We start from the raw sequence: 17,517 nt of genomic DNA, 5'->3' as shown, positions 1-17,517 counted from the left end.
GACTCCTCCGCTCAGCTGACTGTGTATTCGGGGCTGACCAGGCCGGCGGCCAGCAGCTTGCGGGGCTCACCGGCCAGCGGGGTGAGAGCGGCGCGGGTGCGCGCGCCCCAGCCGTCGACCACCAGCAGTCGGGCCAGCGCGTCCGGTCGGCCGGCGGCGGGCGCGGCGGTCAGCCGGGCCAGCACCGCTGGTGCCGTGGCGGCGGCGAGCACCCCGGCCGTCCGCAGCCGGGCCTGCAACGACGAGGTGGTCAGCCAGGCGGACCCGGCCGGCCAACCGCCCACGCTCGGTGGACGCAACGGCACCTGGTCGAGCGCGTTCAGACCGGCCAGCAGTTGTCTACGTTGCTGCTCGGGCAGTGCGGACGGTCGGACGCCGAGCTGCCGCAGCGCACCGACCAACCACTCCACCGGCTGCTTCACCAGCGTGCCCCGGGTCTGCGCGAAGGCCGGTGCGGAGAAGAGCGCGCGCATTGTCGCGATGGTGTCCGCGCCCGCCAGGCCATCCGGCGCCGGGGTCTCGGTGCCGGCGTAACGGAACCAGAGCCGACCGGCCACGAAGGTCGCCGCCGCCGGTTGGTCCGCCAGCAGGCCGGCGTACGCCTCGGCGTCGAACCGGCCGCTCTGCCCGAGGATGCTCTTCTCGCCAGGGTCGTGCCGCTTGGTTTCGAAGCGGACCGCGCCGGTACGCCGGTCGACCACCCAGCCGGTCAGGGCCCGCGCGCCAGCCTTCACGTCGGCCTCGCTGTAGGCGCCGATGCCGAGGGTGAACAGTTCCATCAGCTCGCGGGCCAGATTCTCGTTCGGCGCCTTGCGGGTGTTCTTCTGCCCGTCCAGCCAGACGATCAGGGCAGGGTCGCGCACCATCGCGGCGACCAACGGGCCCAGCGGCCCACGACCGTGCCGGCGCAGCGTCTCCAACTGGCCCACCATCAGCCGCGCCGACTTGACCTTCTGCGCGCTGGTGGCCCAGTGCCCGTGCCAGAAGAAGAGCAGCTTCTCGGTCAGCCCGTCCTCGGCGGCCACCATCCGGTCCAGCCACCACTCGGTGACCTGCTGGAGTTGCTTGCGGCGCTCCGCGTTGGCCTGCTGTCGTTGCTCGCGGGTGGAGTCCTTGGTCAGCCCGGCGTACGGGTCCGGGGGCAGCGTCGGAACCGGCGTGGCCGCCGCACCCCGGTCCGTCGCGGGCGGGGTGAGCAGCCGGTCCAGCGCCGCCGCCGGCCCGGCCCGCTCGGCCGCGTCCACCTCGTCGGCGGTCGGCCCGAAGGTGGCCCGGCGCAGCAGGTGCGCCACCGATTCACGATCGCTCATACCGGCCGACGCTAGGCGTCCCGTGTTCGAGGACGGTAAGGGCGGCGTCCGGATCGCGTTCAGCGTCCCTCGAAGACCGGTTTCTGCTTGCCGACGAAGGCGAGGGTGGCCGCCCGGTGGTCGGCGGTGGCACCGCAGATCGACTGGGCCTGTGCCTCGGCGGCGAGGGCGTCGGCGAGGGTGCCGGCGTCGGCGATGGAGAGCTGTCGCTTGATCGCCCCGTACGCGACGGTCGGGCCGGCGGCGAGGCGGGCGGCGAACTCCTGGGCGACGGGCAACACCTGCTCGTCGTCATCCGTAAGCCGGTTGAGCAGGCCCAACCGGCAGGCCTCCTCGGCGCGGACCGGCTCGGCCAGCATCAGCAGCTCCACCGCCTTGGCGTGCCCGACCAGTCGGGGCAACGTCCAGGAGGCGCCGGTGTCGGCGGCGAGACCGACCTTGGCGAAGGCCATCAGGAAACTGGTGGTCGGACCGCCGATGCGGATGTCGGCCAGGAATGCCAGCGACGCTCCCGCCCCGGCGGCCATCCCGCGGACCGCGGCGATCACCGGCTTGGGCAGGTTGGCGAGCCGGGCGGCGATCGGGTTGTAGTGCGCCCGCACGGTGCCCAGCGGGTCACTGGCGGCGTTTTCCAGGGTGGCCACGTGCTCGCGCAGGTCCTGACCGGCGCTGAACGACCCGCCGGCGCCGGCAAGGACGACCGCGCGGCAGGACCTGTCGGTCTCCAGCTCCGCCAGGGCGTCCCGCAGCGCCTCCTTGAGCGCCACGTCGAGCGCGTTCATCGCGTTCGGCCGGTTCAGCGTGAGGGTGACGACGGCATCGGTCCGGTCGACCAGCAGCGGCTCGGTCACGTGTCTAACGACCCTTCTGTCGGACGATGCGGTTGCCGGCGTCGAGGCACTGTTCGACGTACCGGTCGGCGGCCGGACGCAGGCGGGCTGCGTGCCGGTCGAAGAAACTGGCCGCGGCGGTGCCAGGCCACCGCTCGGGCAGCAGCGCCGGGGGTAGCTGCGGATCCTGGAAGAGGAACGTACGCCACGCGTGCACGAGGCGGAACCGGGTCGCGTACGCTTCCTCGTCGCTGCTGCGCACGGTGACCGCGGCGAGCAGCGGGCGCTGGTCCGCGACGAACCGCTCGTAGGCGCGGCCGATCTCGGCCAGGTTCCAGGCGCGTCGGACCACGCCCATCGCGCCTGGGGTGCCGGAGAAGTGCGAGGCGGTGAACCGCTCGAACTTGATGCCGGTCTCGGCGAGGAGCAGGTCGACATCCTCGGCGGGACGGGTGGCGACCCAGGTCTGCTCGTCGAGCGTCCCGTAGCCGAGGAAGCTCAGGTTGGCGGCGAGCCGTTGGCGGTCCCGCCGGGAGCCTGGGGCCTCCAACACCAGCAGATCGAACCGGCCGTCCCAGGTGACCCGGCCGGTCCGGTAGATCCGGGCCGCTGCCTCGTCGAGTCGGCGGGCAGCTTTCGGTGTGATCGAATATCCCGGTCCGGAGACCAACCGGAGGGGCTCGAGCCAGCCTTGACGCACCATCCGGGAGACGGCGGTGCGAACTGCTGGCGGTGCGATTCCCAGCGGCGCCAGTAGCTTGACCAGGGCAGCAACCGGTGCCCGGCCACCCCTCGGACGGAGGTGGTCGCCGTACAGGTCGAAGAGTGCCGACCGTGCCTGCATGACCGCACATTGTGACAGGCCTTCTCAAGATAAGCTAGATGCTGTTACATCAATGCTGCTCCGGTTTGGGTCCGGCGGTGTTCATCAGGGAAAATCGTTTGTCGACACCCCCGTGACCGTTGCGGGTGGTCGTGACGAAGTGGCTGTGGGGCAACCCACCGACCCTGGTGTAGGTCTGAGGGGAGACAACATGGCGGCGATGAAGCCGCGGACGGGCGACGGTCCGCTGGAAGTCACCAAGGAGGGGCGGGGCATCGTCATGCGGGTCCCGCTGGAGGGTGGTGGCCGGCTCGTCGTCGAGATGACTCCCGACGAGGCCAACGCGCTCGGTGACGCACTGAAGGCAGCGGCCGGCTGAGTAAGGAGTGCTCCGGGCGGCTCACGCCGCCCGGAACGTTCTTTGGACCCTGAGCCACCGGAATCGCCGGTGGCTCAGGGTCTTCAATGCTGCGGTCAGGTGGGTTCGCCGCCGGTCCGCGACACTTTCCTGGAGGTACGGTTCCGCGTGCTCGCCATCCGTCTGATCGCCGAGCCCGACCGGCTCGACGTCCTCGTCCTGCCGGTCCGCTCCGCCGATTCGACGGCGGAGGGTGACACCTCGGTCGAGCCCGTACCGACCGCCGTGGCGGGCCCGGACGGCACGGACGACGAGGCGGCGGCGCTGGCGTCAGCGGCCCGGCTGACGGGCAGAGCCGGCGAGATCCACACTCAGCTGCGCCCCGGGCGTACCCCCGGCCGGCTGCTGCTGCTCGGCATCGGTGACGGCGGCGAGGCGGCTTGGCGGACGGCCGGCGCGGCAGTGGCCCGCTCAGCTTCAGCTGAGACGCATATCACGATCGCGCTGCCGGCCGAGGTGACTCCGGCCGCGGTTCGCGGGTTGGCCGAGGGGCTGCTGCTCGCCCGGTACCGGTTCCGACTCACCGAGGCCGGCGACCGACCGGCGCTCACCGACGTCGACCTGCTGCTCGATGACCCGACCGGGTACGAGGACATCGTCGCCGCGGCCCGGACCACGGCCGCGATGACCCATCTCGCCCGGGACCTGACCAACACCCCCTCGTCGGTGAAGACCCCGCAGTGGTTCGCCGACCAGGTGGCCTCCGCCGCAGCCGACCTTCCGGACCTGCGGCTGCGGGTCCGTGGCCCGGCCGAGCTGGCCACCGAGGGCTTCGGCGGGATCCTCGCCGTGGGCGGTGGCTCCGCCAGCGGACCCCGGCTGGTCGAACTGGACTGGCACCCCGCCAACGCGCGCACCCACGTGGTGCTGATCGGCAAGGGCATCACCTTCGACACCGGCGGCATCTCGATCAAGCCGGTGGCGTCGATGAAGCTGATGCGCAAGGACATGGCCGGCGCGGCCGCGGTCGTCGCCGCCACCCTGGGTGCCGCCGCGCTGCGGCTGCCGGTCCGGATCACCACGTTGACCCCGCTGGCCGAGAACATGGTCAGTGGCTCGGCGTTCCGCCCCGGCGACGTCATCCGGCACTACGGCGGGACGACCAGCGAGACGACCAACTCCGACGCCGAGGGTCGGCTGGTCCTTGCCGACGCGCTGGCGTACGCGGTGCAGCAGCTCAAACCGGACCTGCTGCTCGACCTGGCCACGCTCACCGGCGCGAACTCGGTGGCCCTGGGCAAGCGCACCGCCGCCCTGTACAGCGAGAACGACGAACTGGCCGCCAGCGTGCTGGCGGCGGCCGAGGCAGCCGGCGAGTCGGCGTGGCGAATGCCGCTGCACACCGACTACGTCGACTACCTCGGCAGCGAGATCGCCGATCTCTTCAGCGCACCGACGCAGGGTGCCGGCTCGGTGCTGGCCGCGCTCTACCTGCGCGAGTTCACCGGCGAGCTACGGGACCGCTGGCTGCACCTGGACATGTCCGCCCCGTCCTGGGCCGACGGCGACCAGGCCGAGGTCAGCCGTGGCGCCACCGGCTGGGGCGTCCGGTCGTTGCTGCGCTGGCTGGCCGACGTCAACTAGGGCGTGGGTCAGAGCCTCGGCGCGACCGAGGCTCTGACCTGTCCTGAGCTCGAATCAGCACTTCACCGCGGCGAGCAGCCCGTGCCCGACCGGAAGCAGCGCGGGAATCCAGTGCTCCGACTCCCGGACCGCCTTGATGGTTTCGCGAACCGTCACCGTCTCCGCGTCCCGGGCGGCCGGGTCGCCGATCCGGTCACTGGCCAGCACACCGTTGAGCGCCAGCACGCCCCCCGGGCGCAACAGCCGCAGCGCCGCCTCCACACAGGCGTGGAAGCCGGTCGCCTCCGCGTCCACGAAGACCAGGTCGTACGCACCGTCGGCGAGCCTGGGCAGCACGTCGAGCGCCCGACCGGTGATGATCCGGGTACGCCCGGCCGGGAAACCCGCCTCGGCGAAGATCCGCCGGGCGATCCGCTGGTGCTCCACCTCCACGTCGATGGTGGTGAGCACGCCGTCGACGCGCATGCCGCGCAGCAGCCAGACGCCGCTCACTCCGGTGCCGGTGCCGATCTCCACCACCGCACGGGCGCTGCCGGCGGCGGCCAGCAGCCGCAGCGCCGCCCCCGCGCCGGGGGTGACCGCGTCGAGGCCCACCTCCCGGGCCAGGCTGCGGGCGGTACGCAGAACAAGATCCTCGGTGACGTACGACTCGGCGAAGTGCTGGGCCTGTGTCGTCGAACTGCCGGAACCGGCGACCGTGGCGATGGGGCACCTCCGGGGGCGGTGCGTGGTGCGGGGGCGGGTTGGCACTGTGAGCGTAGAGGCGACCGTCGTGGGGCGCAGCCGCGCCTCCGCCGGAAGCGATCACCGGGGCAACCGCTGACTGCACCGCGTCCATCCGTGCAATCCTGGAGGCGGTATCCCGTCAGCCGCGACCAGACCGGCCCGTGGCCGGGCGACGCGGCGCGGGATCCGGGGACGGACTGGGAGGCACCGACGTGACCGACGGCTGGGACTGGCGCCGGGGCGGTGAGACTCCGGCTCCGGCGCGACCGCCCGGGGCAGGAGCCCCGTCGGTGGGGCCGCCGACCATGCCGGGGGCTGACCGCACGCCCCTCGCCTCGCCAGGCGGCGGAACGACACCGGGCTGGCCGGCGTCTTCCGGCGCACCGACACCGGGCTGGCCGGCGTCTCCCGTCGGGCCGGCTTCTTACGGCGCGCCGGCTGCGGGCGGGCCCAACTCGGCCGACGCGTCGGCCTGGTGGTCGGACGCGCTCGCCGACCCCTGGCGCGACCCGGCGGCCCCGACCGCGGTGGTGGTGCCCGGGGTGGTGGCTCCCGGCACCGAGCCCGAACCGGTCACCGACCCCGACGCGCCGGGCCGGCCGACACTGCGCCACCTGTTGCTCATTCCCGTGATCACCGCGCTGCTGGCCGGCACCCTCGGCGGTGCGTTGGGCTACGCGTTCGCGGTGCGCGGCGGCGCTGGTGCGGCGGTCCTCGGCGGTGCGCCCGCGGAGGTGCCGGCGCTGGCGCAGCGCAAACCGGAGTCGCTGGCCGGGGTCGCCGAACGGGTCCTGCCCAGCGTGGTCACGGTCCGGGTGAGCAGCCTCGGTGGGACCAGTGAGGGCTCCGGCTTCGTCGCCACCGCCGACGGCCATGTGATCACCAATGACCATGTGGTGGCCGGCGGCACCGGCAAGGCCTCGGTGGTCTTCAACGACGGCAGCACCGCGCCGGCGACCATCGTCGGTCAGGACGCGGAGTCGGACATCGCGGTGATCAAGGTGAGTCGTCCCGGGTTGCGGCCGGTGGAGTTCGGCGACTCCGACGCGCTCGCGGTCGGCGACCCAGTGCTCGCCATCGGCTCGCCGTTGTCGCTGGCCAACACGGTCACCGCCGGCATCGTGAGTGCGCTGGACCGGACGATGCAGGCCGGCGAGCCGGGCGGCCCGGTGCGTTACTACGCCGCCATCCAGACCGACGCCGCGGTCAATCACGGCAACTCGGGCGGCCCACTTGTCGACGGCGCCGGCCGGGTGGTCGGCGTGAACTCCACCATCAAGTCACTTGTCGCCGAGGGGCAGGAGGCGGGCAACATCGGGCTCGCCTTCGCCATCCCGATCAACCAGGCCAAGCGGGTGACCCAGGACATCATCGGCACCGGCAAGGCCCGGCGTACGGTGATCGGCGCCCGGGCGGACGGCCCGACCGGGGTCGTCGGGGGCGGCCTGCGGCTGGCCGAGGTGGAGCCGTCCGGCCCCGCGGACGGCGCCGGACTGAAGGTGGGCGACGTGATCCTCAAGATCAACGGGCGGCCGATGACCGAGCCGACGGATCTGACCGCGTTGGTCCGCAAGTACGCGCCGGGCTCGGTCGTGACCGTCGAGTATCGGCGGGGCTCCGCCCGGCAGAACACCTCGGTAACTCTCGCCGCGGACGCGAAGTGACTCACCGCGGAAGCGAAGTGAACAGCGGCGCACCCCTTGCCCGAAAGCCGTCCGCCGTGCGTAGTCTTGCTGCTGACGCCGAGAGGAGGCCCGCGGGATGCTCGACAACCTGAACTGGTGGGAGATCGGTGCGCTGCTGCTCCTGGCGCTGCTGATCTTCGGCGACCGGCTCCCCGCCGTGATCACCGACGGCCTGCGGTTGGTGCGCAACCTGCGCAACATGGCTCGCAACGCCACCGGTGACCTGAGCCGTGAGCTGGGCACCGACATCCAGCTGGAAGACCTGCACCCGAAGGCGTTCATCCGCAAGCACCTCCTCAGCGAGGAGGACGAGGCGGCGATCCGCAAGCCGTTGCAGGGCGTCTACGACAACCTGCGTGCCGACGTCAGCGGCGTGCACAACGACCTGAAGGACGTGGCCAACGCCGCCGACCTGCGGTCGAACGAGGCCCGGTCCGGCACGGCCACCAGCAGCCCCTCGGCTCCGGCCCCCCGCGCCAGCTACGACGACGCCACCTGACCGACTCGTACCCCAACCGACTCGTACCCCGACCGGCTAGTCCGCCCTGCCGGACTCGGCCGGGTCGTGCCCGCCTGGGCCCGGCGTCGGCTTGATCGACTCGGGTTCCCGGAAGTCGCGGTATCCCGCGCCGTTTGAGCGGCCGACTTCCTGAAACCCGAGTTGACCATGCCGCCACGCCCGCCGACTGCCTGCCCAGGCCGGCGGCCAGCCACGTCGTGGCGGCCTGGCTGGACCACCCACCGACGCGACTCAGCCCGCCGGCCAACAGTGGCCGACGGGCTGACGGTGTACCGGGTGGTCAGCGCCCAGCGGGCTTGAGACCGAGTGGCTTGCCGAGCAGTGACTCGCGACGCAGGGCGAGCCGATCGGCGATCGTGCCGAGCGCCTGAGCGGCCGGGGACTCCGGCTCGGCCAGCACGATCGGGTTGCCGGCGTCGCCGGCCTCGCGAACCCGGGTGTCCAGTGGGATCTGACCGAGCAGCGGCACCTGGGCGCCGATGGTCCGGCTCAGCGACTCGGCCACCGCCTCACCACCGCCAGCGCCGAAGATCTCCATTCGGGAGCCGTCCGGCAGCTCCAGCCAGGACATGTTCTCGATGACGCCGACCACCCGCTGGTGGGTCTGCAGGGCAATCGCCCCGGCCCGCTCCGCCACCTCGGCGGCGGCCGTCTGCGGAGTGGTGACGATCAGGATCTCCGAGTTGGGCAGCAACTGGGCCAGCGAGATGGCCACGTCACCAGTGCCCGGCGGCAGGTCGAGCAGGAGCACGTCCAGGTCGCCCCAGTAGACGTCGGCCAGGAACTGCTGCAGTGCCCGGTGCAGCATCGGACCGCGCCACACGACGGCGGCGTTACCGGACGTGAACATGCCGATGGAGATGACCTTCACGCCGTGCGACTGCGGCGGCATGATCATGTCTTCGACCCGGGTGGGCCGGTCCTCCGTGCCCAGCATCCGGGGCACCGAGTGGCCGTAGATGTCCGCGTCGACCACGCCGACGGAGAGCCCACGGGCGGCGAGCGCCGCCGCCAGGTTGACAGTGACGCTGGACTTGCCGACGCCACCCTTGCCGCTGGCCACCGCGTACACGCGGGTGCGCGAGCCGGGCTGGGCGAACGGGATGACGGGTTCCTCGGTGGCGCCGCCGCCACGCAGCTGCGACTGCAACGACTGCCGCTGCTCGGGGGTCATCACGCCAAAGTCGATCTCCACGCCGGTGACGCCGGGCACCGCGGCGACGGCGGCGGTGATGTCCGTACGCAGCTTGTCCTTCAGCGGGCAGCCGGCGACGGTCAGCAGCAGCTCGACGCGGACGACACCGCTGGCACCGACAGTGGCGGAGCGCACCATGCCCAGCTCGGTGATGGGCCGGCGGATCTCCGGGTCGTCGACGGTGGCCAGGGCGGCCTGGATCGCGTCCTCGACGGTGCTCACGGGTGCTGACATGCCCGCAATGCTACGTCGCGGGGCATCCGTTGCCGCCGCTGCCCGGGGCGGTGTGAGCCAATCGATGACCCGCCGGTCAGCTCTCTGACCGGCGCGGGCCGGTGCCGTCCGGCCGGGCGTCCCGGGTGAAGTCGCCGTCCAGGTCGTCACGGGGTTCTTCCAGTCCGACGCCGTCGGTCGGCCGCTGGCCACGTCGCTCCTGCCGGGTGTCCTTCTCCTGCTGGCGGCGCTCCAGTCGCTGCCGGCGCTGCCCCACCTCGTCCAGCTCCTCGGCCAGCCGGGCCAGCTCGGAGCGGAGGAAGTCGCGGGTCGCCACCTCACCCAACGCGATCCGCAGTGCGGCGATTTCCCGTGCCAGGTACTCGGTGTCCGCCTTCTGCGCGGTGGCTCGCCGCCGGTCCTCCTCCAGGGCCACCCGGTCCCGGTCGGCCTGCCGGTTCTGAGCCAGCAGGATCAGCGGCGCCGCGTAGCTGGCCTGCAACGACAGCACCAGGGTCAGGAACGTGAAGGTGTACGGGTCGAAGCGTAGGTTCGCCGGGGCCAGCGTGTTCCAGGCGAACCAGATCGTGATCACCACCGTCATGACGACGAGGAAGTTCGCGGTGCCCATGCCCCGGGCGATGCCCTCGGACCACCGGCCGAAGGCCTCCGCGTCGAACCGGGGCAGCTTGATGCCCCGGGGCTCGCGCGGCTGGTCGAGCCGTTCGTTACGCCGCTGGTCAGCCATCCGCGCCGTCCAGCACAGCGTCGGTGGTGCCCGGGGCGGTCAGGGCGTCGCGGTCCCGCCAGTCCCGGGGTAGCGAGTGGTCCAGCACGTCGTCCACGGTCACCGCGCCGACCAGCCGGTTGCTCCGGTCGATCACCGGCATGGCGACCAGGTCGTAGGTGGCCATCCGGCGGGTGATCTCCGGCAACGGGGTGGTCGGGCGCAGCGGGTCGATGTCGTTGACCACCACCTTGCCCAGCAGGTCAGCCGGGGGTTCACGCAGCAGCGCCTGGAAGTGCACCATGCCCAGGTAGCGGCCGGTCGGCGTGTTCTGCGGCGCCCGGGTCACGAAGACCTGCGCGGCGACGGCGGGGGAGAGCTGCGGTTCCCGGATCCGGGCCAACGCCTCGGCGACTGTCGCGTCCGGCGGCAGGATGACCGGCTCCGAGGTCATCACACTGCCCGCCGTGCCGGGGGTGTACTTCAGCAGCTGACGTACCGGGTCGGCCTCGTCCGGCTCCATCAGGTCCAGCAGCACGTCCTGCTCGGGCGGGGGCAGTTCGTTGAGCAGGTCCGCCGCGTCGTCCGGGTCCATCTCCTCCAGGACGTCGGCGGCCCGCTCCCGGTCGAGACCGGCGAGGATCTCCACCTGGTCGTGCTCCGGCAGCTCGCTGAGCACGTCGGCCAGTCGCTCGTCATCGAGCGCGGCCGCGACCTCGTTGCGCCGCGCGTCGGGCAGATCCTGCAACGCGTTGGCCAGGTCGGCGGGGCGCATGTCCTCCAGGACGGCGAGCAGGTTCGCCGTACCCCGGTTGTCGGCGATGCCGCTGAGGCCGCGCACCCGGTCCCACTCGACCTGGTGCAGGTGGCCGCGGCGGCTGAGCCGACCGGTCTGCTCGCGGACGGCGACCCGGGTCAACGACCACTCGCCACCCCGGGTGCACTCCATCGCGACGTCAACGACCGCGCCGGGCTGGCCGCCCGGGTCGAGTTGCACCCGTCGGTCGAGCAGCTCCTGGAGCACCAGCAGCTCGTTCGGGCGCTTCTCGAACCGGCGCAGGTTGAGGGTGCCGGAGCCGAGCACGACGGCATCGGCGTCGATGGAGGTGATCCGGTTGATGGAGAGGAAGATCCGACGACGCATCGGCATCTCGGCGACGAGGCCCACCACCTCGGGCGGACGCTTGGTCGCCCGCAGCCGTGCCACGGCGTCACGAACCCGGCCCACCTGATCACCGTTCGGGTCGAAGACGGCGACTCCGGCGAGACGGGCGATGTAGATCCGGGTCGGCGTACTCACGGGCACCAGCCTAAGCGCCTAGTGTTTATCAACATGTCGACAGTGGCCTACGAGATCGTGGACGTCTTCACCGATCGCCCCTTCGCCGGCAACCCGCTGGCGGTGGTGTTCGGCGCGGAGGCGCTGGCCACCGAGCAGATGCAGGCACTCGCGCTGGAATTCAACCTCTCCGAGACGGTGTTCGTGCTGCCACCGACCCAGGTCGGCAGCACCTACCGGGCCAGGATCTTCACTCCAGTGGAGGAGTTGCCGTTCGCCGGGCACCCCAGCGTCGGCGCGGCGGTCACCGCGTACCGGCGGGGCATGTTCGGTGTGGGGCAGGTCACCCAGGAGTGCGGGGCCGGTGTGCTGCCGATCGAGGTGACCGCGTCCGGGGCGACCCTGACCGGTGGTGCCCCGACCCTCGGGCCGGAGCTGGACCCGGAGCCGTTGCTGGAGATCGCCGGGCTGGTCGCCGGTGACCACATCGGGCCCGCCCCACGGGTCGCCGGCTGTGGGCTGGAGTTCCCGTACCTGCCGGTACGGGCGGAGTCGGTGGCTCGCGCCCGGGTGAACCCGGCGGCGGCGCAGCGGTACGGGGTGTCGCACGTCAGCGTCTTCTCCTGGGACGCGGCCGCGCAAACCGCGCACGCCCGGGTCTTCGTGCCAGGGATGGGCGTTCCGGAGGACCCGGCGACCGGTTCGGCGGCGCTCGGCCTCGGTGTGTGGCTGGTGGCGAGTGGCCTGCTGCCCGGCGAGGGGCGGTCGGAGTACGCGGTTCGGCAGGGCGTGGAGATGAACCGCCCGTCCGCGTTGGCCTGCACGGTCACCGCGGCGGACGGGGTGGCGGTCGGCGCGACGGTCGCCGGTCAGGTGATGCCGGTGGCCCGGGGTGAGATCGCCGTGCCGCCGTTCGTGGGCTGAGCGGAGGCGCCGATGCGGGAGGATGCGGGTGTGACGGACGAGGACGCCCCCGGGGGCAGCCCACTGGTCGACGAGGCGCTGAAGAAGGCCGCGGTGGCCTGGGTCAGCGTTGCCGGTGGGCCGGCGCTCGCGCTCTGGTGCGCCCCGCTGGAGGGCGCGCTGCTGGTGGTCAGCGGGCCGGGGGAGCAGGCCGCGCCGGGTCTGGCCGACGCGACCGAGGCCCAGGTCACCCTGCGCGGCGACCACGGCGGTCGGATCGTCACCTGGCCGGCCCGGGTGAGCCGGTTGCAGCCGGGCACCGAGGCATGGGAGGTCACCGCGCCGCTGGTGGCGGCGAAGCGCCTCAACGCGCCCGGTCCGACCGCCGACCTGGTGGCCCGGTGGGCCGCCGACGGATGCGCGGTGAACCGGCTCGCCCCGGCCGGTACGCCACTGTTCGGCACGGAGCTGCCGGCCGACGCGCAGACCGAGCCGCCCCGGGCGACGCCGGCGGTCCGGGCCACCCGTAAGCCGTTCCGCCTGCACCGGGTTCGCCGCCGCTGATCAGTTGATCAGCCGGTCCGACCGCCGACGCCCGCGACCGCCGCGTCGGCGTCGACGAGGGCGAGCACCTCGCCCAGGGCGCCGAGGGTCGGGCCGCGCCAGTCCCGGTCGGCGTTGAACACCATGTGCGTGGCCAGATCCGGTGCGGCGAGCCGGACGGCGGTCATCCCGGCCCGCTCGGCGCCGCTCAACTCCTGGCTGCCGCCGTCGCCGACGTAGAGGCAGTCATTCGGCGCGAGCCCGAGCCGCTGGCAGGCGGTCAGGTAGAGCGCCGGATCCGGTTTGCACCGCCCGACCTGCACCGAGAAGACCCGCACGTCGAGCAGCGGAGCGACCGCGAGCTGCGGCAGGAAGGCCGGCAGTTCGTGCGTACAGTCGCTGATCACGCCGGTGCGCAGGCCGCGCTGGCGCAGGGCCGCCAGCACCGGCACCGCGTCGGCCCGCAGCCAGGTGTCCGCGCGGACCGCCCGGTGCCGGGACGCCACCGCCGCCCGCACCGCATGGTCACTGGGGTGTACGCCGACCTGCGCGCACACCCAGCGCAGGGTCGCCTCCGCGTTGCCGAGCCGGCCGGTGGCCCGTTCGTAGTAGGTGCGGTTCAGCACCTCGGTCAGCGCGTCGGTGTGGCAGCCGAGCAGCTCGGCGGTGCCGAGGTGCGCGACACCGCGCTGCACCGAACGGGTCAGGGTGCCGAAGAAGTCGAACAGCACCGCCTGGTACCTGGGCATGGGGGAACGCCTCCGGGCGGTCGAGGGTCGCCGGCGCGGAACCGCGTGATCGTAACGGAGTGATGACCCTCCGTGCTGACCGTCATACGTGTGAGGATTACGTCCCGTGCCCCCACCTTCACCTCGGCCGACAGTGGATCCGCTGACCACCGGCGCGGTCGGGCTGGCTGTGGTCGCCGTGTCGTCGTCCGCGCCGTTGATCGCGTACGCCGCCGCCCCCGCGCTGGCCATCGCGTTCTGGCGCAACCTGCTCGCGGTGGCCGTGCTGAGCCCTTTCGCGCTGGTCCGACGCCGCGCCGAGTTCCGCAGACTGACAGTGGGCGTGGGCCGGCGGGAGGGTCTGTTCTGCGTTCTGTCCGGGGTCGCGTTGGCCGGGCACTTCGCCACCTGGGTGCCGAGCGCCCAGCTCACCACGGTCGCCACGTCCGCCGCCCTGGTCGCCACCCAGCCGGTCTGGCAGGGGCTGATCGCCCGCGCCCAGGGGCGTCCGCTGCCCCGGGTGGTGTGGATCGGCATCGCGGTGGCGGTCGGCGGCGCGGCGGTCGCCACCGGGGTGGACGTCGGAGTCTCCGGCCGGGCCGTCCTCGGCGACGTGCTGGCGCTGATCGGCGGTGTGTTCGCCGCCGTCTACACCGCCTTCGGGGAACGGGCGCGGACCAGCATCAGCACCACCACCTACACCACCATCTGCTACGGGATCTGTTCGCTGATCCTGCTGGCCCTGTGCCTGGTCGGCGGCGTACGGCTGACCGGCTTCGACGGGCGTACCTGGCTGGCCATCCTGGCCCTGGTGGCCGGCGCCCAACTGCTCGGGCACTCGATGTTCAACTACGCCCTGCGGAAGATCCCGGCGACCACGGTGAGCGTGCTGATCCTGCTGGAGGCGCCGGGCGCGGCACTGCTCGGCTGGGCCTGGCTGGGTCAGGTGCCCCGCCCGTACGCGCTGCTCGGCATGGCGTTGCTGCTGGTCGGGGTGGCGGTGGTGGTGCTCGGCGGCGGTCGGGCCGCTCGCCGGGCGGCACCCACCGCCCTGCCGGCCGACCCGACCCCGCTGGCCGACTGACGGCCGCCGCGGTGCTGCCGGAAATCCACGGCTCGCCCTGCCGCCTACCGGGTTAGGTCTCGTGGACCTCGATGACCCGGGTCGTCGGCGCGGCTTCGCCGAGGGCGGTACGCAGCGCCGCCCGGTCCGGGTCGGCGAGGAACGACTCGTAGCCGGCCCGCCCGTCGAACCGGATCACGTGCACCTCGGCCTGCCCATCGGTGCCGCGCAGTCGCCGCTCCAGCCGGCCGCCGTGCCGTTCGAGCAGGGCCAGCACGGCGTCCTCGTAGCGCTGCCCGGCGGCCTCGGCCCCGACGGCGAACTCGACGATCGCGACGAGTGTCAGCACACCGGCCGGGTCAGTCATCGAGACCGACGGCCTTGGCGCTCGCCGCCCACAGTCGGGCGGCGAGCTGCGGATCGGCCGCCTTCCGGAGCGGTCGACGCGGCCGACGGTCGACGTAGTAACCCCCGTTGATCAGCCGGGAGCGCTCCTGGTTGGCCAACCACACAAGGGTCTCGGCGCCCTTCTCCGGGCTGCGGAACGGTATGAACCGCATGCCGAACGCGACCAGCCTGCTGTCGTTGGCGAACCGGGTGCGGACCACCCCGGGGTGGAAGCTGTACGCGGCAACGTCCGGCCAGCGCCGGGCGGCCTCGGCGGTGAACAGGACGTTCGCCTGCTTGCTGGTGCCGTACGCGCCCATCGGCCGGTAGTCACGCAGTGGCTTGTTCAGGTCGTCCGGGTCCAGTGCGCCGAAGCGGTGCGCGCCGGAGGCGGTCACCACGACCCGGCCCACCCGGTCGGCGAGCAGGTTGGTCAGCAGGAACGGGGCCAGGTGGTTGGCCTGGATCGACATCTCGAAGCCGTCGACAGTGCTCAGTGGTTGCAGCGCGATCGCGCCGGCGTTGTTGGCCAGCACGTCGATCCGGTCGTACGCCGCCCGGAGCTGCTCGGCCAGCCGGCGTACGTCGTCGAGGATCGCGAAGTCGGCCCGGAACAGCTCCGGACGTTCACCGGAGTTCTCCCGTACCCGTTCGGCTGCGGCCTGCAGGCGGGCCGGGTCCCGTCCGACCAGCACCACCTGGTCACCCCGGCAGGCCAGGTGCACGGCGGCTGCCAGCCCGATGCCGGAGCTGGCTCCGGTCACCACCACCAGTCGGCGCCCAGTGAGATCTTCCACAGGTCCATTCACCCCGGTCATGGCGCGAGGTTACCGTGGCGTCACAACGCCCTTTGGGATCGTTAAGGTCTCGGATCTGTCGTCAGGTGGCGTCGGCATGTCCGCCGGACGCTGGAAGGAGCGCATCCATGGCCGCAGTCGGTCGCCCCCGCAGGTCCTGCCTCGCCGTGCCGGGTTCCAGCGTGAAGATGCTCGGCAAGGCCCAGGGCCTCCCGGCCGACCAGGTTTTCCTGGACCTGGAGGACGCCGTCGCCCCGCTGGCCAAGCCGGACGCGCGCAAGAACATCGTGGCCGCCCTCAACGAGGGTGACTGGGCCGGCAAGACCCGGGTGGTCCGGGTCAACGACCTGACCACCCCGTGGACCTACCGGGATGTCATCGAGGTCGTCGAGGGCGCCGGCGCCAACCTGGACTGCATCATGCTGCCGAAGGTGCAGACCGCCGCCCAGGTGCAGTGGCTGGACCTGACGCTCACCCAGATCGAGAAGACGATCGGCCTGGAGGTCGGTCGGATCGGCATCGAGGCGCAGATCGAGAACGCCGCCGGTCTGGTCAACGTGGACGCGATCGCTGCCGCCTCGCCGCGCGTGGAGACCATCATCTTCGGCCCGGCCGACTTCATGGCGTCGATCAACATGAAGTCGATGGTGGTCGGCGGCCTGATCCCGGACTACCCGGGCGACCCGTACCACTACATCCTGATGCGGATCCTGATGGCCGCGCGGATGCACGACAAGCAGGCAATCGACGGCCCGTTCCTGCAGATCCGCGACGTCGACGCGTTCCGCGAGGTGGCCAAGCGCTCGGCCGCGCTGGGCTTCGACGGCAAGTGGGTGCTGCACCCGGGCCAGATCGACGCCGCCAACGAGGTCTACCAGCCGGCGCAGGCCGACTACGACCATGCCGAGCTGATCCTCGACGCGTACGAGCACTACACCTCGGAGGCCGGCGGCCGGCTCGGCGCCGTGATGCTCGGCGACGAGATGATCGACGAAGCGTCCCGCAAGATGGCGCTGGTGGTCGCGGCCAAGGGCCGGGCCGCCGGGATGAGCCGTACCTCGTCGTTCACCCCACCGTCGCAGTGACCGGCCGGGCCGGGACGACCGCCGACGGCTGTCGGTCCGGCCCGACAATCGGCGGTACGCCGGCCCGCCCGCCGGTCAGTAGCTGCTGCTGTTGTCGCTCGTCGCGATCGCGTAGATGATCGCGGCGGCGTAGATGGCGATCACCAGCACCAGGAACCCGGTGAGGATCCAGCCGACGATGATGGCGGCCTTCGCCATCCCCGCCCCGCCCTCGCCGCTGAGCCGGATCTGCTTCTGCGCCACGTGGCCGAGGATCGCGCCGATCGGCGCGGTGATGCAGGAGGTGAAACCGATCAGGGCCAGCACGAACGCCGCGATGGCCATCCCGTTGGTCTTCGGAGGCTGCGGGTAGCCGTAGCCGGGGTACTGCGGCGGGTAGCCGGGCGGGGCGTATCCGGGTGGGGCGTATCCGGGCATCGGCTGGGCCGCTGGCTGCTTCGCGCCGGCGTACGGGTCGACCGGGGCGTACGGGTCGACCGGGGCGTACGGATCGGGGGCGTACGGATCGGGGGCGTACGAGTCGACCGGGCCAGGTTGCGCGGGCACCGGCTGACCGGCCGCCAGGGTCGGGTCCGGTGCGGGGCTCGACGGCTGGGCCGACCACGTGGGATCGCTCCAGTTGCCGGGCGGCGGGGGATTGGTCATGCGAACTCTCCGTCGGGTTGGGGTGCGGAGACAGGGTAGCCAGCGCCGCCCAAACC

The 17,517-nt window shown here is 72.3% G+C and carries 19 protein-coding genes; 8 read left to right on the top strand and 11 right to left on the bottom strand.

Features of this window, described 5'->3' with window-relative positions; translation table 11 throughout:
• Positions 1-11: 11 nt before the first annotated feature.
• The 3 genes from ACIA47_RS07130 to ACIA47_RS07120 are packed head-to-tail and all read right to left on the bottom strand — an operon-like array spanning position 12 to position 2,984.
• The gene (locus ACIA47_RS07130; RefSeq protein WP_396706143.1) at positions 12-1,310 is read right to left on the bottom strand and encodes a DUF1800 family protein; all 1,299 of its coding nucleotides are present in this window, start codon (positions 1,308-1,310) and stop codon (positions 12-14) included.
• 59 nt (positions 1,311-1,369) lie between these two features.
• Positions 1,370-2,161 carry an enoyl-CoA hydratase-related protein gene (locus ACIA47_RS07125; RefSeq protein ID WP_203122883.1) on the bottom strand — a complete coding sequence of 264 codons (792 nt, stop codon included), beginning with the start codon at positions 2,159-2,161 and terminating at the stop codon, positions 1,370-1,372.
• Between the two features lie 4 nt (positions 2,162-2,165).
• Positions 2,166-2,984, bottom strand: a complete 819-nt coding sequence (locus ACIA47_RS07120) for a PaaX family transcriptional regulator C-terminal domain-containing protein (protein WP_396706141.1) — start codon at positions 2,982-2,984, stop codon at positions 2,166-2,168.
• Between the two features lie 190 nt (positions 2,985-3,174).
• On the opposite strand from ACIA47_RS07120, the gene ACIA47_RS07115 reads away from it, so the two are divergent.
• Together ACIA47_RS07115 and ACIA47_RS07110 are read left to right on the top strand one after the other, a co-directional pair.
• Complete coding sequence (locus tag ACIA47_RS07115; RefSeq protein WP_007455245.1) at positions 3,175-3,342, top strand: DUF3117 domain-containing protein; 168 nt, start codon at positions 3,175-3,177, stop codon at positions 3,340-3,342.
• Between the two features lie 147 nt (positions 3,343-3,489).
• The gene (locus tag ACIA47_RS07110; RefSeq protein WP_396706417.1) at positions 3,490-4,965 is read left to right on the top strand and encodes a leucyl aminopeptidase family protein; all 1,476 of its coding nucleotides are present in this window, start codon (positions 3,490-3,492) and stop codon (positions 4,963-4,965) included.
• 54 nt (positions 4,966-5,019) lie between these two features.
• On the opposite strand, the gene ACIA47_RS07105 is transcribed toward ACIA47_RS07110, so the two are convergent.
• On the bottom strand, positions 5,020-5,589 hold the full coding sequence (locus tag ACIA47_RS07105; RefSeq protein ID WP_396706415.1) for an O-methyltransferase: 570 nt from the start codon (positions 5,587-5,589) through the stop codon (positions 5,020-5,022).
• 314 nt (positions 5,590-5,903) lie between these two features.
• On the opposite strand from ACIA47_RS07105, the gene ACIA47_RS07100 reads away from it, so the two are divergent.
• The gene (locus tag ACIA47_RS07100; RefSeq protein ID WP_396706139.1) at positions 5,904-7,355 is read left to right on the top strand and encodes a trypsin-like peptidase domain-containing protein; all 1,452 of its coding nucleotides are present in this window, start codon (positions 5,904-5,906) and stop codon (positions 7,353-7,355) included.
• A gap of 97 nt (positions 7,356-7,452) precedes the next feature.
• Complete coding sequence (locus ACIA47_RS07095; protein WP_091394791.1) at positions 7,453-7,875, top strand: preprotein translocase subunit TatB; 423 nt, start codon at positions 7,453-7,455, stop codon at positions 7,873-7,875.
• A 301-nt stretch (positions 7,876-8,176) separates the two neighbouring features.
• On the opposite strand, the gene ACIA47_RS07090 is transcribed toward ACIA47_RS07095, so the two are convergent.
• From ACIA47_RS07090 to ACIA47_RS07080, 3 genes are all read right to left on the bottom strand, one after another.
• Complete coding sequence (locus ACIA47_RS07090; RefSeq protein ID WP_396706137.1) at positions 8,177-9,325, bottom strand: Mrp/NBP35 family ATP-binding protein; 1,149 nt, start codon at positions 9,323-9,325, stop codon at positions 8,177-8,179.
• Between the two features lie 76 nt (positions 9,326-9,401).
• A complete protein-coding gene (locus ACIA47_RS07085) occupies positions 9,402-10,052 on the bottom strand; it encodes a DUF1003 domain-containing protein (protein ID WP_203123116.1) in 651 nt (216 codons plus the stop codon).
• The gene (locus ACIA47_RS07080; RefSeq protein WP_203123118.1) at positions 10,045-11,331 is read right to left on the bottom strand and encodes a magnesium transporter MgtE N-terminal domain-containing protein; all 1,287 of its coding nucleotides are present in this window, start codon (positions 11,329-11,331) and stop codon (positions 10,045-10,047) included. The genes ACIA47_RS07085 and ACIA47_RS07080 overlap by 8 nt, the downstream gene beginning before the upstream one ends.
• Before the next feature lie 33 nt (positions 11,332-11,364).
• Between ACIA47_RS07080 and ACIA47_RS07075 the strand changes: the two genes are divergently transcribed.
• Together ACIA47_RS07075 and ACIA47_RS07070 are read left to right on the top strand one after the other, a co-directional pair.
• Positions 11,365-12,234, top strand: coding sequence for a PhzF family phenazine biosynthesis protein (locus ACIA47_RS07075; RefSeq protein WP_396706134.1), 870 nt, complete (start codon positions 11,365-11,367; stop codon positions 12,232-12,234).
• A gap of 12 nt (positions 12,235-12,246) precedes the next feature.
• Positions 12,247-12,777 (top strand): hypothetical protein, encoded by a 531-nt coding sequence (locus ACIA47_RS07070; RefSeq protein ID WP_396706132.1) that lies wholly within the window; start codon positions 12,247-12,249, stop codon positions 12,775-12,777.
• An 8-nt stretch (positions 12,778-12,785) separates the two neighbouring features.
• Here ACIA47_RS07070 and ACIA47_RS07065 read toward each other — a convergent pair whose 3' ends face one another.
• The gene (locus ACIA47_RS07065) at positions 12,786-13,505 is read right to left on the bottom strand and encodes an HAD family hydrolase (RefSeq protein ID WP_396706130.1); all 720 of its coding nucleotides are present in this window, start codon (positions 13,503-13,505) and stop codon (positions 12,786-12,788) included.
• Positions 13,506-13,611: 106 nt separating this feature from the next.
• Between ACIA47_RS07065 and ACIA47_RS07060 the strand changes: the two genes are divergently transcribed.
• Entirely contained in the window at positions 13,612-14,568 is a 957-nt protein-coding gene (locus ACIA47_RS07060; RefSeq protein WP_396706128.1) for a DMT family transporter, read from the top strand.
• Between the two features lie 52 nt (positions 14,569-14,620).
• On the opposite strand, the gene ACIA47_RS07055 is transcribed toward ACIA47_RS07060, so the two are convergent.
• Both ACIA47_RS07055 and ACIA47_RS07050 read right to left on the bottom strand, forming a co-directional pair.
• On the bottom strand, positions 14,621-14,914 hold the full coding sequence (locus ACIA47_RS07055; RefSeq protein WP_396706126.1) for a hypothetical protein: 294 nt from the start codon (positions 14,912-14,914) through the stop codon (positions 14,621-14,623).
• The gene (locus ACIA47_RS07050; RefSeq protein WP_396706413.1) at positions 14,907-15,731 is read right to left on the bottom strand and encodes an SDR family NAD(P)-dependent oxidoreductase; all 825 of its coding nucleotides are present in this window, start codon (positions 15,729-15,731) and stop codon (positions 14,907-14,909) included. The genes ACIA47_RS07055 and ACIA47_RS07050 overlap by 8 nt, the downstream gene beginning before the upstream one ends.
• Before the next feature lie 128 nt (positions 15,732-15,859).
• On the opposite strand from ACIA47_RS07050, the gene ACIA47_RS07045 reads away from it, so the two are divergent.
• On the top strand, positions 15,860-16,816 hold the full coding sequence (locus ACIA47_RS07045) for an HpcH/HpaI aldolase/citrate lyase family protein (RefSeq protein ID WP_396706124.1): 957 nt from the start codon (positions 15,860-15,862) through the stop codon (positions 16,814-16,816).
• Positions 16,817-16,891: 75 nt separating this feature from the next.
• On the opposite strand, the gene ACIA47_RS07040 is transcribed toward ACIA47_RS07045, so the two are convergent.
• The gene (locus ACIA47_RS07040; protein WP_396706122.1) at positions 16,892-17,461 is read right to left on the bottom strand and encodes a DUF4190 domain-containing protein; all 570 of its coding nucleotides are present in this window, start codon (positions 17,459-17,461) and stop codon (positions 16,892-16,894) included.
• Positions 17,462-17,517 lie beyond the last annotated feature (56 nt).

The organism is Micromonospora sp. NPDC051227, from assembly GCF_044455385.1.
Taxonomy (GTDB): Bacteria; Actinomycetota; Actinomycetes; order Mycobacteriales; family Micromonosporaceae; genus Micromonospora.
Note: the sequence above shows the minus strand (reverse complement) of the source record. Positions and strands in the feature narration are given on the sequence as shown.